Source organism: Candidatus Zixiibacteriota bacterium (assembly GCA_035574315.1).
Classification (GTDB): domain Bacteria; phylum Desulfobacterota; class Binatia; order UBA9968; family UBA9968; genus DATLYW01.
This window is the reverse complement of the sequence record DATLYW010000047.1, coordinates 60,915-75,079: the sequence shown is the minus strand read 5'-3', so window position 1 is coordinate 75,079 and position 14,165 is coordinate 60,915. Positions and strand designations below refer to the sequence as shown.

Genomic DNA, 14,165 nt, shown 5'->3' with positions numbered 1-14,165 from the left:
AGAACGAAAGAACGGCAAACCGGAAACCGTTTTTGATTACATTACGTCTTCCGGACGCTCGTAGCGGGCGCGGCCCATGCGTTCCTTGATCGTGGGGTAGGCGACCGTGAAGATCGTGATCAGGATCAGGATCACGACGCTGGGGAACGCGAGCCACTTCGCGCCGTAGGCCGCGGTCGAGATCCAGAGGTAGTTCTCCGCGATCTTGCCCAGCGTCAGGCCGAGGATCAGCGGCGGCCGCGGCCAGCCGAACATCACCATGAAGTAGCCCACGACGCCGAAGATCAGCGTCACGATGATGTCCTCGAGCGAGTTGTTCGCGGTGAACGAGCCGATGAAGACGAGAAAAAGCAGGAAAGGGATCAAAAGCGAGCCGCGGATGAAAGTGAGCGCGGCGAGGTGGTTCAGGATCAGGAAACAGATCGCGGCCACGATGATGTTGGCGATGATGAGCACCCAGACCATCGCGAAGGTGACGTCGAGGTGGCTCTTGAGCATCTCGGGGCCGGGATTCAGTCCGACGATCAACAGGGCGCCCAGCAGAAGCGCCATCGCGCCGCTGCCGGGAATGCCGAAAGCGACGGTCGGAATGAGGTCGCCGCCGCGGGTGGAGTTGTTGGCCGCCCCGGGGCCAAGGACGCCCTCGACGCAGCCCTTTCCGGCCCGCGACTTGTCCTTGAGGCTTTGCACCGCGTGAGCGTAGGAGATCCACTGGGCGACGTTGGCGCCCAGCACCGGCAGCACCCCGAAGTAGACGCCGATCAAGCTGCAGCGGATCACGAGCCAGAAATGGCGGAAGGTGTCCTTGACGCCTTCCATCACGCCGGTCAGCTTTTCCTGCTTGTTGCTGGCGATGCTGGTTCCTCGAACGGCGAGATCCACGATCTCGGGGATCGCGAACAGTCCGACGACCACCGGAATCAGGTCGAGGCGGTCCCAGAGGTAGAGGGTGCCGAAGGTATAGCGCAGCGAGCCGGTTTGCGGGTCGACTCCGATGGCGGCCAGCATCAGGCCGATGCCTCCGGCGAGCAGCCCCTTGATCAGCGAGGCTCCGGCGAGCGTGCCGATGAAAGTGATGCCCATGATGGCGATGATGAAGAGCTCGGGGGAACCGAACAGCAGGACCAGCGGCCGCATGATAGGGATCGAGATCGCCAGCGAGAGGGCGCCCACGATTGCGCCGATCACGGAGCTCATGATGGCCGCACCGAGCGCGCGCCCGGCCTCGCCGTTTTTCGACATGGGATAGCCGTCCATGATGAGCGCCGCCGAGGAGCCCTCGCCGGGGATTCCGAAGAGAATGGATGTGAGGTCGCCCGTGGTCCCCGTGACCGCGAGCATGCCCAGCAGGAAAGCGAACGCTTCGATCGGCGTCTTGATCGTGTAGGAAAAGGGGAGCATGAGGGCGAGCGTGGCGAGGCCGCCGAGACCGGGAAGCAGTCCGACGAAAAACCCGATGGCGATCCCGATCAGCAGGTAGCCGAAAGCCGGCCAGGCCACCACTTTCCAGAAGCCGATAACGAACGCCTCGAGCATCGCTTTCCCCCGCAAAATTCAACGAATGGCTTGGAGCATGCTCCTTACCCTATATCGGGGCGCGGGTCAACCGGGCCGGCGGTATCGCGGCCGCTCGCCGTCGCTTCGTGTTCGAGCGGTGCGTGACGAGGTTCGGCGTTTCACTTGCCGAGAACCCATTTCATCTTCTCGACGACGTCCGGCGGCTGGGCGATGACCTCTCTGGCGTGGGCCTCCAGCTCTTCCCCGGCCAGCGGGTTCACGTTCCAGCCGCGCCTGGCGGCTTCCGCCCTGAGCTCCGGATCGCTCATCGCCTTGGCGTATGCGTCGCGCAGGATCCTGACCCGGTCGGGCGGGACTCCGGGCGGGGCGCTGACCGGACGTCCGAGAGTGACGGCGGTGAGAATGACTTTGGCGAGCCTTTTCCCGGAATCGGGCGTCCCGTAACGTTGCATCAGCTCCCACAGAGTCGGCACGTCCTTCAGACGCGGATCGCGTTTCGTGCCGGTCTGCATGACGACCCGCGTGAAGCCGGATTGGTGCCACCGCTTGTACGGTTCGCGCCCGAAGTAGGTCGCGACGACCGGCGACCAGCAGACCACCTCGTTGCGCTCGATCGCCAGATCGATCTCCGCTCCCCCCTGATAGCCGCCGACGATGTGGGTCTTGACGCCGAGCACCTCCTCCATGAGGCGGGGGATGTAGTGGCCGGTGGTGCCGGTGCCGGAGCTGCCGCACCGCGGAGGCACCTTCGCGTTGCGCAGATCGTCGATCGTCTTGTAGGGCGTGTCGGCCCGGATGAAGTGAAGGATCTCGTTCTGCTCGGGCGAGCCGATCCAGGTGAACTTCCCCCAGTCGAACTTGACCTCGTCGCGCTTGATCAACTGGTCGAAGTAGAGAGCGGGATTGAACGCGCCGATGGTGAGCCCGTCGGGCCTGGCGATGTTGTAGAGGTAGTTGGCGGCGACGATCCCGCCCGCGCCCGGCATGTTCTGCGGCACGATCTCGGGGTTGCCCGGAATGTGCCGCGAGAGATAGCGGATCGCGAGCCGCGGCCACTGATCGTAGCCGCCGCCCGCGGTCGAGCCGATGACGAGCCTGATGCTCTTTCCCTGGTAGAACGGCGCGTCCGCGGCCTGCGCCGGGCTGACGCCGGCGACGAGCGCCAGACCGAGGAGCAAGGCCGCCGGCCTCGCTCCTCGCTTCCCCGTGCCTTCCGTTCCCACGATCCGAAACGCCCTGTTCATCGTGGTTCCTCGTATCTTGCGTGGCGGCAGTCGTTTGCGCCGCCGGGCCCTTTCTTCCCGGGCCCGCGAAAGCGCGTCACTTCCCGAGGAGCTTCTGCACCCGCTGCACAACGTCCGGCGTGGTGCTCATGACCTCTTTGGCGAGCGCCTCGAGCTCCTCGCCGGTCCCCGGATCGATCTCCAGACGCCGTTTTTCCGCCTCGGCGAGAAGGGCGGGGTCGTTGACCGCCTTGTTGAACGCGTCGCGCATGATCTTCACGCGGTCGGCGGGAACGCCGGGAGGAAAAACGAGCGGCCGGCCGAAATCACCGGCGGCGAGCACGACCTTGGCGAGGGCGCGCGGCCCGGCGGGCGTCTTGTACTGGTCCATCAGCTCGTGGATGGTCGGGGTGTCCTTGAGCCGCGCGTCGCGCTTGCTCCCGGTCTGGATGAGGACGTTGACGAATTTCTTCTTGCGCCAGGTGATGAACGGCTCGCGGGCGAAGTAGGCCGTGATCGTGAAGGCCCGGCACTGCAGCTCCCCGCGTTCGACCGCGAGGTCGATGTCCTGGCCCGAGACGTAGCCCGAGACGATGTCGAACCTGGTGCCGATCGTCTCGTCGATCAGCTTGGGCATGTAGTAGCCGGTCGAGGTGACCCCGGTGGCGCCGCACTTGGGGGCGGTCGACGCCTTGCGCACGTCCTCGATCGTCTTGTAGGGCGTGTCCGCGCGCATATAGAGCAGGTGGTTCGACGTGACCGTGCTGCCGATCCAGATGAACTTGTTCCAGTCGAACTTCACCTCGGGTCGCTTGATGAGCTGCTCGAAATAGAGCGCGGGATAGATGGCCGCGATCGTCAGCCCGTCGGGCCTGGCGACGTTGTAGACCTGGTTGGCGGCAATCAGCGAGGCCGCCCCCGGGACGTTCTGGATGATGATGTTGGGGCTGCCGGGAATGTATTTGGGCAGGAATTCCGAGAGGAGCCGCGGGTAGAGATCGTAGACGTCGCCGGCTTTGGTGCCGACCACGATGGTGATCGTCTTTCCCTGGTAGAAGGGTGTCTGCGCGCCGGCCGTCGTGCTTGCGGCCAGAAATGCCAGCAAAACAAGACATACAACCATAAGTAGGTCCTCCCTCCCCGTGAAGTTGGAGCCGGGCCGGGGACCGGCCCGGCTGTTTATCGCAGGATCGTTGCTACGTGACCATCGGTTGCCTGGCTCCTCAGGGTCGCTTCGCTCCGGTTCAAACCGTTCAAGCAGTTCAAAAGTTCAAACCGTTCAAAGGTTCAAGGCGTTCAATCGCTTCGCTCCGTTCAAGGTGTTCAAAAGTTCAAGGCGTTCAAAGGTTCAAGCGGATCAATCGTCGACGCTTGGTTCGAGCGGTTCGTGCCGGTCTTCGGTGCCCGGTCTCCGGTCTGTACCGAGGTCGCTTCGCTCCGGTTCAAACCGTTCAAAAGTTCAAGGCGTTCATTCGCTCCGTTCAAACGGTTCAAGCCATTCGTGCCGGTCCCCGGTCTTCGGTCTCCGGTCCCGGTTCTGTACCTCGAACCTCCAACCGGGAACCGTTATTTTACTTGCCGCTCAACATCTGCCCGACACGCGTGGCGATCGCCGGGCTTACGCCTATCACTTCCTTCGCAAGCTTTTCCAGTTCCTCGCCCGCCGCCGGGTCGAGCTCGAGCTTGCGCTTTTCCGCCGCCGCCTGCAATCCGGGATCGGCCAGCGCTTTGGTGAAAGCGTCGCGCAGGATTTTGACCCGGTCGGCCGGGACGCCCGGAGGCAGCACCAGCGGGCGGCCGAACTCGCCGGCGGAAAGCACGACTTTTGCCAGGCTCCGGCCGGCTTCCGATGTCTTGTAGCGGTCCATCAGCTCATAGATCGTGGGAGCGTCCTTGAGACGCGCGTCACGTTTCGCCCCGCTCTGCATCAGGACGTTGACGAACTTGTTCTTGCGCCAGGTGATGAACGGCTCGCGGGCGAAGTAGGCCGTAATCGTGAAGGCGCGGCAGACCACCTCGCCGCGCTCGACCGCGAGGTCGACGTCCTGGCCGGATTGATATCCGAGGACGATATTGAACCTGGTGCCGAGCGTTTCCTCCATCAGCTTGGGAAGGTAGTACCCCGTGGAGGTAACGCCGTTGGAGCCGCACTTGGGCGCTGTCGCGGCGTTGCGGATGTCGTCCATCGACCTGTACGGGGCGTCCGCCCTCATGTACAGAAGGTGGTTCGAGGTCACCGGGCTTCCGATCCAGCCGAACCTGGTCCAGTCGAACCGGACCTCCTTCTTCTTTGCGAGCTGGTCGAAGTAAAGTGCCGGATAGATCGCGCCGATGGTGAGGCCGTCGGGCCTGGCGACGTTGTAGACCTGGTTCGCCGCGATCATCGACGCGGCTCCTGGCACGTTTTGCACGATGATGTTGGGGTTCCCCGGGATGTATTTGGGCATGAACTCCGCCAGCATCCGGGGATAAAGGTCATAGGCGTCGCCGGCCTTGGTGCCGACGACGATGGTGATCGTCTTTCCCTGGTAAAAAGGGGCCTGCGCTTGCACGCTCTGGCACAGAAGCAAAACGAAGCCGAGCCCCGCGAAAACTTTCCTCATGCTGTATACCTCCAGGATGTAGGGATGCCTGAAATTTCCAACTCTCTTATCATCATTGCGCTGCGGTTCAAGAGGCGGGCGGCCTCAGATGCCGAGCCAGGAGAAAACCAGACCCTCCGGGAAGGGGAGATTGAGCAGCCTGATGAACAGCCCGTAGAAGATCAGCCACGAGGAGGCGGTAAGGATCACCGACAGCGGCCACGGCTCGCGGGACTGGATCTTGAGATAGGTGAAAACGAGTAAAGGGACGCTGAGGGAGAATCCGAGGAGCCAGATGGAAAGGAAAAAGCCGAAGATCCAGGCGAAAATATTCCACGTACGGTGCCGGGCGACGCCGGCGTCGACTCCCTGGGCGAACTGGCGATCCATGGGCGTGGCGTCGGCCCGTTGCTTCGCCGTGTAGCCTCTGAGGTCCAGGATCACCTGGGCGATCGCCAGAGCCAGCATCGGAAAACCGATCGCGTAAGGATAAAGCCGCGCCTGGAGCCGCCACTCCTGCGCCTGATAGACGAACACCCCGAAAAACACCAGGGCGCAGAGACTGAAAACGGCCGCGGGTCTGATCTTCAACTGTGACTCCTTTCCGATTCCTGCGTGCGCCAGCCGTAAAGTCTGGCCGCGTTGGCGCACATGATCTTCTCTTTTTGCTTTTCGGTGATGTCCTTGCGCCCCCTCACGGTGGAAACCATGTGCGGAAAACCGCCGTCCCAGTGGGGATAGTCGGAGGCGAACAGAATGACGTCCTCGCCGATCTTTTCCAGGACGTAAGGGAGCGTGCTCTCCTCCGGCTCGGTTGCGTAGAACCAGTTGCCGGCGGTCATGTACTCGCTCGGCTTCTTCTTCAGCAGCGGCGCCTCGGATTTCCGCTTCTCCCACTCCTCGTCCATCCGGTCCATCCAGTACGGAACCCAGCCGCAGCCGCACTCGAGGAACGCGATCCTGAGATCGGGAAACTTCTCCGGCACCCCGCCGTAAACCAGCGCCGCGCAGTCGAGCAGCGTCTCGAACGGCCGCCCGACCGTGTGGCGGAAGAGGAAGGTGTCGAAGCGAATCTCGCCGGCCGGACCCTGGCGCGAGTTGTGGACGAGAAGGGGAACGTCGAGATCCTGCAGCAGCTGAAAGATCGGCCAGTGGACGGGCTGCCCGAGGTGTTCCTTCATGCCGAAGGTGGCGACGGTGATGCCGGCGAGGCCGAGCCCGGTGATCGCCCGCTGGATCTCCTTGCAGGCGGCGTCCACGTCCTGGAAGGGAGCCAGGGCGACCGCCTTCAGCCGGGGGCTCTCGGCGCAAATGCTCGCCACCCAGTCGTTGTAGGCGCGGCAGTAAGCCGCCGCGTAGTCCTTTTCGGGGAGCTGGGTCACCGCAAAGCCGCTGGTAGGGAACAGCACGGCGATGTCGATCCCCTCGGTGTCCATGTCGCGGAGCCGCGTCGCGAGGTCGGTGACGTAGAGCCCGAGCTTCCCGTACATGCTGGAGTCCCAAACATCGCTCGGCAGCAGCGATCCCTGGCGCCGGCAGTAAGGCTCGGCCATGAACTTGCGGATATCGGCGTCCCGGTCGCGCACGTGGCCGTCGGCGTCGATCACCTTCACGCTTTGCAAGTCCGGGCGTCCCATGGTTCCTTTATCCGGCCGCTGGCCGCGCGCGGCCCGGCCTGAGGCGGGTCCGCGTGCATCCCCGCGCCGGTCGCTGATTATCATATGGGGAAAACCGAGGCAATGGGCGGGCGGTTTTTTGCCGGCCGGCCGGAGGTGTGATATGGGATGGGGCGAACCAGAGGTTGCGCCTGCGGGACCGTGGATTTCTACCTCTCTGAAGAAGAAGAGGGCCTGCGGCGGGCGGTGGAAGCTTTCGTCCGGGAAGAGCTGTCGCCGCTCGAGCCCGAGTTCGAGAACGCGCCCGACATTTTCGAAGGTAGCCGCTGGAAGAGCCGCGCGCGGCGCAGCGAGGACCCGGAGATCCGCCGCTTCACCGCGCTGATGGAGGAGCTGGAGAAAAAGGCCGAGGCGCGCGGCCTCTGGCACCTCGACGTCCCGAAACAGTACGGCGGGCTCGAAGCCAGCAACGTGGCGATGCTCGCGGTCACCGAAGAGCTCGAGAAGAGCTCGATCCCCTTCGAACTCGGCAACCACGTCTCCAACATCCTGTACGCCTGCCGGGGAGAGCAGATCGAAAGGTTTCTGCTTCCCTGCATCCGGGGCGAGAAGACCTCGGCCTTCGCGCTGAGCGAGCCGGCCTCGGGCTCCGATCCCTCGATGCTTCGGACCACGGCGGCTCCGGACGGAGACTACTTCGTGATCAACGGCACCAAGATGTTTCCGACCTTCGCGGACGTCGCCGATTTCGTCCAGCTCTTCGCCCGGCTGCCCGGCACCGAGGGCCGGGACGGGGTGACCTGTTTCCTGATCGAGACCGGCACTCCCGGCTACCGGGTGGTGCGCAGCATCGCGACCATCGCCGGCACCGAGCCGTGCGAGCTGGTCTTCGAGAACTGCCGCGTGCACCGCAGCCAGGTGCTGGGCGAGGTGGGCAAGGGCTGGGAGCTGAACCAGGCGTGGCTGGGAGCCCGGCGCTTTCAGGTGGGAATCCGCTCGCACGGCACGGCGCAGCGCGTCCTGCGCGTGCTCAAAGCGGAGGGAATCGTCCCCGAAAACCGCGGGAGCTTTGCGGAACGGATCGGCGGTTTCCTCGGCGAGCTGGCGGCGCTCCGCAGCCTCACCTACTACGGTGCCTGGAAGGCCGACCGCAAGCTCGACGCGCGCGGCGAGGCGGCCGCGGTGAAGCTCTTCGCCACGGAGCTGCTTCATCGCGTGATCGATTTCGCTCTGGAAGCGGCGGGACCGTCGGCGCTGCGCAAGCGGCACGTTCTCGCCCGGGCGTTCCGGCACGCCCGGTCTCGGCGCATCGTCGAGGGGCCTTCGGAGATCCAGCGGCACATTCTCCAGCGGATCCTGTTTCGCGAGGGCGCGGCGAGCGTGGAGATCGGCTGATGGACTTTCAGCTGACCGAGGAAGAGCGCTTGATCCGCGACACCGCGGCGCAGTTCGTCAGGCGCGAGCTGATCAGCCGCGAGGGCGACTATCTGAGACAACGCCAGCCCTTCCTGCCGCCGGGCGATCCGCCCCGGCGCGACCTCGACCGGGAGGTGCGCGCCGGGCTGGAGGCTCTGGCCCGCCGGGCGGGCCTGTGGCTGCTCGAGCTTCCCGAGGCCGAGGGCGGCGCCGGCATCGGGGCGGTGGCGCGCGCGCTCGTCTACCGCGAGTTCGGCCGCACGATCCTGCCGTTCGAGCCTCCGGCTCTTCCCGGGCTTCTGGCGGGGAGCCGCCACGCCGGGGATCTCGCCTCGGGAAAGCGCTCGCTCGCGCTCGCTTTCGCGGAGCTCCACAGAACCGGCGCTCCCGATGAGGTCTCGCTGCGCTTTCGCGAGGTCGCGGGCGGCTACCGGCTCGGCAACGCAACCGTCGAGCTGTACGGTCCGCCGGCGGACCTCTTTCTTTTCCCGGCGCGGGAGGCGGGAACACGCCTCCCCGCTCTCTTCCTCGTCCCGCGCGACGCGCCGGGATTGGAGGTGGAGGAGGAGGGGGATCTGACCACCGACACCGTGATCGCGCGCGTGACGTTCCGCGATTGCACGGTCCCCGGCGATTGCCGGCTTGGCTACGAATACGAGGTGGCCTCCGTGGTCGCCGCCGAGCAATTGCGCATCGCCGCCCGGTGCCTCGGAATCGGCGCGCGCTGCCTGAACGACGCGATCGAGCACGCCCGCAACCGGGTGACCTTCGGCCGGCCGCTGGCCGCGCGCCAGGCGATCCAGTGGATGCTCGCGGACCTTTCCGTTCAGCTGCGCGCCTGCACCTGGCTCACGCTCGAGGCCGCGTGGCGGGCCGACCGCGGCGCGCCTTACTTCGAGGCGGCGGCGCTGGCGAAGAAGCGCGCGGCGAGGACGGCCTTCGAAGCCGCCGACGTGGCGATCCAGATCCACGGTGGCTACGGGGTCTGCAAGGAGCTCCCGTTCGAAGGTTTCTACCGCGAGGCGCGCATGCTGCGGCTGCTCTACGGCCGGGAGGCTGAGCTGGACCGCGCGGCGGGCGAAAGATTCCTGAAGGGGGAGTAGGCGGCGAAGACGAGGAGAACGATGCGTCGAAGGAAAGTCTGTTTCGTGAGCTACGGCTCGACCGAGTATTCCAGGAAATCGGAAGCGTCGGTGCTGACGCACTACGCCGACGCGATCCGCCAGGCGCTGGAGCGGGCGGGGATTTCCAAGAAGGAGATCCAGGGGCTGTCCATCACCACCCAGGCGAGCCCCGATTTTTCCCCTCACGTCGCCGAGCAGCTGGGGCTGGAGCTCGACTGGGTGCTGAACGGCGATTACGGCGGCGCCGGAGGCGTGATGAGCGTCCGGCGGGCGGCGGACGCGATCGAGGCCGGCCACATCGACCTGGCGGTCCTGGTCGGCGGCAACTCCTTCGACCGCAGCACGCCGCACCAGCGGCCGCTCGAGTACCAGAGGGCGAACTATGTCGACGTCTACGGCTACGGGGGGCCGAATTCGCTGATGGCGCTGATCCAGCGGCTGCACATGGAGCGCTTCGGGACGACCCTGGAGCAGCTCGGCAGGATCGCGATAGCGCAGCGCGAGAACGCGCTCAACAACCCGCAGGCGCTGTTCCGCCAGCCGATGACGATGAAGGACTATCTCGAATCGCGCATGATCTCCGATCCGATCCGGCTGTTCGACTGCGTCATGCCCTGCTCGGGCGCCGAATGCGTCGTGCTCGCCTCGGAGGAGAAAGCGAGGAGCATCACGGACAAGCTGGTTTACCTCGTCACCGACGCGGAAAAAGTCCACTACCAGGTGGCGGAGATGATTCCCGACAAGACGACCTTCGGCATCAAGGTGGTCGGCGAGCGGCTCTTCCGCGAGGTGCGGCGCGAGGAGATCGACCTCTTCGAGATCTACGACGACTACCCGATCGCGGTGCTGATCCAGATCGAGGACCTCGGCTACTGCGCCAAGGGCGAAGGGGGCAGGTTCGTGGAGGGCCACGATCTCACCTGGCACGGCGACTTCCCGGTGAACACCGGCGGAGGGCAGCTTTCGGTCGGCCAGGCGGGGCTGGCGGGGGGCTTTCTGCACATCGTCGAGGCGTTGCGCCAGCTCCGCGGCGAAGCCGAAGGGCATCAGGTGAAGAAAGCGGAGCGCGCCCTGGTGACCGGCATCGGGTGGCTCAACTATGGGCGCAACCTCGGCACCACGGCCGGCCTGATCATGGAAAGGAGGCAATGATGGCCGAGGCGACACGAACGGCCAGGAGCCTGCCGAAGATCAATCCGGTGGACCGGCCCTACTGGGAGGGGGCGGCGGCGGGACGACTCCTGCTCCAGCGCTGCAACCGCTGCGGCAAGGTGCAGTTCTTTCCGCGCCCGGTCTGCGTGGAATGCTTCGGCGGAGACCTCGCCTGGATCCAGGCGAAGGGAAGCGGAACGATCCACAGCTTCACCTGGGTGCGGGTGCCGCGCAATCCCGCCTTCAAGGACGAAACCCCGATCTGCTACGTCAACGTGATTCTCGACGAGGGCGTGATCATGGAAAGCCGGCTCGTCGGCGCTGGCTGCGAGCGGGTCAAGCTCGGCGACCGGGTCAGGGTCGCGTTTCAGGAAACATCGAGCCCGGAGATCAAATTGCCGGTTTTCGAGCTGGCGTGACGAAGCGCGCGCTCGCCGGCGCGCGCGGGAGCCGCGAGGTAAGGGAACGCGGGTAAGAACGAAAATCGAGGAGGAGAGAACGGAAGCGGAGGTCGGACGGCGGAGGCGTCGAGCGAAAGGAGGGCGGGACATGATATCCAGGCGGGCCATTTCGGTTTGCGCACTGCTCCTGGCGGCTGCGCCCGCGTCGGCGCAGGTCCGGGCACTCAAGGAGATCAAGGTTGCCTATCCCATCGGCGGCTCGACCAGCTATTTCTGGGTCGCCTACCGTTCGGGTTCCTTCGAGAAGCACGGGCTGCGCGTCCAGCCGGTGTACATCCGCGGCGGGCGGGCGGCGGTCCAGGCGCTCCTCGGCCGGGACGTTCCCATCGAGCTGCAGGGCGGCTCGACCTCGGTGACGGCCTGGGCCCAGGGGGCGAGAGAGCTTCGCTTCATCGGCGCCACCGGCAACCGGCTCGACTACGTGCTGGTCGCCAGCCAGGGGATCAAGACGCCGGCCGATCTCAAGGGCAAGAAAATCGGCGTGAGCCAGATCGGCGCCAGCTCGGACTTCATCGCGCGCTACGCGCTCAGGCGGCTGGGGATGAATCCCGACCGCGACGCGACGATCGTCGGCGTGGGCGGCGCGGGCGAGCGCTGGGCGGCGCTCAACGGCGGCCACGTCGACGCGTCGGTCTTCCAGCCGCCGTTCACGCTGCTCGCCCGCAAGACGGGGCTTCCGGTGTTGATCGATCTGTCGAAAACCGAGTTCGAGTACATCATCGCGGGCGTGCTCACCACCACCTCCTACATCCACAGCGACCGCGAGACCGTGATGAGCTTCATGCGCGGGCTGGCGGACGGGATGGATTTCTACCGCGACGAGAGAAACCGCGACGCGGTGATCCGCTTCCTGGGCGACTACTACAAGTCCAGGGCGGTCGACGAGCTGGAGGAGACGCGCAAGGCTTACACGCAGCTCACGCCGGGGCTGCCGTGGGTGACGGCGAAGGCGATCGAGAACGTGATCGCCAACGAGAGGTCGCTCGCGGGGATGTCGCTCAGGCCGGCGGAGATGCTCGACCTCTCTTTCCTGGAGAAGCTGCAGGAAGAGAGAAGGGGAAGATCGAAGTATTAGCGTCAGCGCTCCGAGGTTCGAGGTACAGAACCGGGACCGGAGACCGGAGACCGGGGACCGGCACGAACCGCTCGAATCAAGCGTCGACGATTGATCCCCTTGAACCCTTGAACCTTTGAACCCTTGAACCTTTGAACGATTTGAACGGGAGCGAAGCGACCTTGCTACAGACCGGAGACCGGTCGGGAAAGGAAAGGATGATGGAATTCCAGCACTTGCTCTTCGAAGTTCGCGACCGGGTGGCGTTCGTCACGTTCAACCGCCCGGAGGCGATGAACGCCTACAACCGGCAGATGACCCGCGAGCTGATCGAGGTCTGCCGCCATTGCGAGGATGATGCCGGGATACGGGTCGCGGTCTTCACGGGCGCGGGCGACCGGGCGTTCTCGGCGGGCATGGACCTCAAGGAGCGCGCCGAGGGCGAGTACTCGCACATCGACCGGCGGCGGCAAAAGCTCACGGCGACGATTCATACGCAGGCGCGCGCGGTCGCGGCGATCACCAAGCCCACGATCGCCGCGATTCGCGGCTATTGCCTCGGCGGCGGCCTGGAGTTCGCGCTCGCCTGCGACCTCCGTGTGGCCTCCGAGGACGCCAGGCTGGGATTGACCGAGGTGCTGCGGGGCCTGATTCCCGGCGCCGGGGGGACGCAGCGGCTGGCGCGCTTGATCGGAACGGCCAAGGCGCTCGAGCTTTGCCTCACCGGCGACACGGTGAGCGGAGGCGAGGCGTACCGGCTGGGGCTGGTGAACGCGGTGGTGCCGGGCGAGGCGGTGCTCAGGACCGCGGAGGATCTCGCACGGCGGATCCTGCGGGGCGCGCCGGTGTCGGTCGCCTTCATCAAGGAAGCAATTCACAAGGGCATCGAGCTGCCGCTGGAAGAAGGGCTTCGGCTCGAGGCCGACCTCTCCGCGCTCATCGCCACCACGGAGGACAGCAAGGAAGGGCCGCGCGCGTTCGTCGAGAAACGCGCTCCCGTCTGGAAGGGGAGATAGACACAGCTCCCGCCCCCTGGATCCGCGAGCGGTAGAACCGCCGCCCGCGCGCCGTTGGAAAATGCCGTCGATGTTCTGCTATACGACAACTGGGAACACAAATGGAAACGCAAAAGATTCTCTACGAGACCAGGGACCGGATCGCCTGGATCACCCTCAACCGCCCCGAGTCGCTCAACGCCGTCAACCGTGAAATGCAGCGGGAGCTGATCCGCTGCTGCCAGCTCGCCAACCAGGACCCCGAGGTCCAGGTCGTCATCGTTCGCGGCGCGGGCGAAAGGGCGTTCTCGGTCGGCGGCGACCTGAAGGACCGGGCGCGGGCCAACGAGGCGGCCGCCGAGGCACGGCGCTCGCCTCTGGAGGAGCGCCAGGCGCGCCATGCTCCGGGGATCCACACGCCGCCGCAGGCCTTCGCCGCGCTCGACAAGCCGTCGATCGCCCTGCTCCACGGCTACGTGATCGGCACCGGACTTCTGATCGCGCTGGCGTGCGATATCCGCATCGCCGCCGACAACGCCAGGCTCGGACTGTCGGAGGTGCGCCGGGGCTTCATGCCGGCGTCGGGAGGTACCCAGCGGCTGGCGCGGATCGTGGGAATTCCCAAGGCGCTAGAGATCTGCCTGTCGGGCGAACTTTACGACGCGCAGGAGGCGTACCGCATCGGGCTGGTCAACCAGGTCGTCGGCTTCGACGAGCTGGCGGCGGCGGGAGAGAAGATGGCCCGCTCCTTCGCCAAGGGGGCGCCCCTGGCGCTGCGCTATATAAAGGAGGCGATTTACAAGGGGAGCGACCTCCCCCTGGAGCAGGCGCTGCGCCTCGAATCGGACCTGGCGACGTTCGTGTTGACAACGGAGGACAGCAAGGAAGGGCCGCGCGCATTCGTGGAAAAACGCGAGCCGGAGTGGAAAGGAAGGTGAACGTTGGACGGGGGACCGAAGACCGGAGACCGGCACGAACGGCTTGAACCGTAAAGCGGGGCCGGGAAGGACTTTTGCTCGCGCCA

13 protein-coding genes are annotated in these 14,165 nt (G+C 65.5%); 7 read left to right on the top strand and 6 right to left on the bottom strand.

Translation table 11 applies throughout. The annotated features are described in order from the left end of the window. Positions 1-36: 36 nt before the first annotated feature. The 6 genes from VNN77_16075 to VNN77_16050 all read right to left on the bottom strand — a co-directional run bounded on the left by VNN77_16075 (position 37) and on the right by VNN77_16050 (position 6,960). A complete protein-coding gene (locus VNN77_16075; protein HXG52916.1) occupies positions 37-1,536 on the bottom strand; it encodes a tripartite tricarboxylate transporter permease in 1,500 nt (499 codons plus the stop codon). A 140-nt stretch (positions 1,537-1,676) separates the two neighbouring features. Then, positions 1,677-2,762 carry a tripartite tricarboxylate transporter substrate-binding protein gene (locus tag VNN77_16070; GenBank protein ID HXG52915.1) on the bottom strand — a complete coding sequence of 362 codons (1,086 nt, stop codon included), beginning with the start codon at positions 2,760-2,762 and terminating at the stop codon, positions 1,677-1,679. Between the two features lie 76 nt (positions 2,763-2,838). Continuing rightward, complete coding sequence (locus VNN77_16065; GenBank protein ID HXG52914.1) at positions 2,839-3,864, bottom strand: tripartite tricarboxylate transporter substrate-binding protein; 1,026 nt, start codon at positions 3,862-3,864, stop codon at positions 2,839-2,841. A 448-nt stretch (positions 3,865-4,312) separates the two neighbouring features. Continuing rightward, positions 4,313-5,344 (bottom strand): tripartite tricarboxylate transporter substrate-binding protein, encoded by a 1,032-nt coding sequence (locus VNN77_16060; protein HXG52913.1) that lies wholly within the window; start codon positions 5,342-5,344, stop codon positions 4,313-4,315. Between the two features lie 84 nt (positions 5,345-5,428). Then, positions 5,429-5,914, bottom strand: coding sequence for a tripartite tricarboxylate transporter TctB family protein (locus tag VNN77_16055; GenBank protein HXG52912.1), 486 nt, complete (start codon positions 5,912-5,914; stop codon positions 5,429-5,431). Beyond that, the gene (locus tag VNN77_16050; protein HXG52911.1) at positions 5,911-6,960 is read right to left on the bottom strand and encodes an amidohydrolase family protein; all 1,050 of its coding nucleotides are present in this window, start codon (positions 6,958-6,960) and stop codon (positions 5,911-5,913) included. The genes VNN77_16055 and VNN77_16050 overlap by 4 nt, the downstream gene beginning before the upstream one ends. Positions 6,961-7,107: 147 nt before the next feature. Here VNN77_16050 and VNN77_16045 point away from each other — a divergent pair, with 147 nt between their 5' ends. The 7 genes from VNN77_16045 to VNN77_16015 all read left to right on the top strand — a co-directional run bounded on the left by VNN77_16045 (position 7,108) and on the right by VNN77_16015 (position 14,079). Continuing rightward, the gene (locus tag VNN77_16045; protein HXG52910.1) at positions 7,108-8,334 is read left to right on the top strand and encodes an acyl-CoA dehydrogenase family protein; all 1,227 of its coding nucleotides are present in this window, start codon (positions 7,108-7,110) and stop codon (positions 8,332-8,334) included. Further along, a complete protein-coding gene (locus tag VNN77_16040; GenBank protein ID HXG52909.1) occupies positions 8,334-9,458 on the top strand; it encodes an acyl-CoA dehydrogenase family protein in 1,125 nt (374 codons plus the stop codon). The genes VNN77_16045 and VNN77_16040 overlap by 1 nt, the downstream gene beginning before the upstream one ends. 21 nt (positions 9,459-9,479) lie before the next feature. Beyond that, positions 9,480-10,631 carry a thiolase family protein gene (locus tag VNN77_16035; protein HXG52908.1) on the top strand — a complete coding sequence of 384 codons (1,152 nt, stop codon included), beginning with the start codon at positions 9,480-9,482 and terminating at the stop codon, positions 10,629-10,631. Further along, on the top strand, positions 10,631-11,050 hold the full coding sequence (locus VNN77_16030; protein ID HXG52907.1) for an OB-fold domain-containing protein: 420 nt from the start codon (positions 10,631-10,633) through the stop codon (positions 11,048-11,050). Before VNN77_16035 ends, VNN77_16030 begins: the two co-directional genes overlap by 1 nt. 130 nt (positions 11,051-11,180) lie before the next feature. Then, positions 11,181-12,167, top strand: a complete 987-nt coding sequence (locus tag VNN77_16025; protein HXG52906.1) for an ABC transporter substrate-binding protein — start codon at positions 11,181-11,183, stop codon at positions 12,165-12,167. Positions 12,168-12,367: 200 nt separating this feature from the next. Further along, on the top strand, positions 12,368-13,162 hold the full coding sequence (locus tag VNN77_16020) for an enoyl-CoA hydratase/isomerase family protein (protein ID HXG52905.1): 795 nt from the start codon (positions 12,368-12,370) through the stop codon (positions 13,160-13,162). A gap of 101 nt (positions 13,163-13,263) precedes the next feature. Then, positions 13,264-14,079, top strand: a complete 816-nt coding sequence (locus VNN77_16015) for an enoyl-CoA hydratase-related protein (protein HXG52904.1) — start codon at positions 13,264-13,266, stop codon at positions 14,077-14,079. Positions 14,080-14,165: the final 86 nt, after the last annotated feature.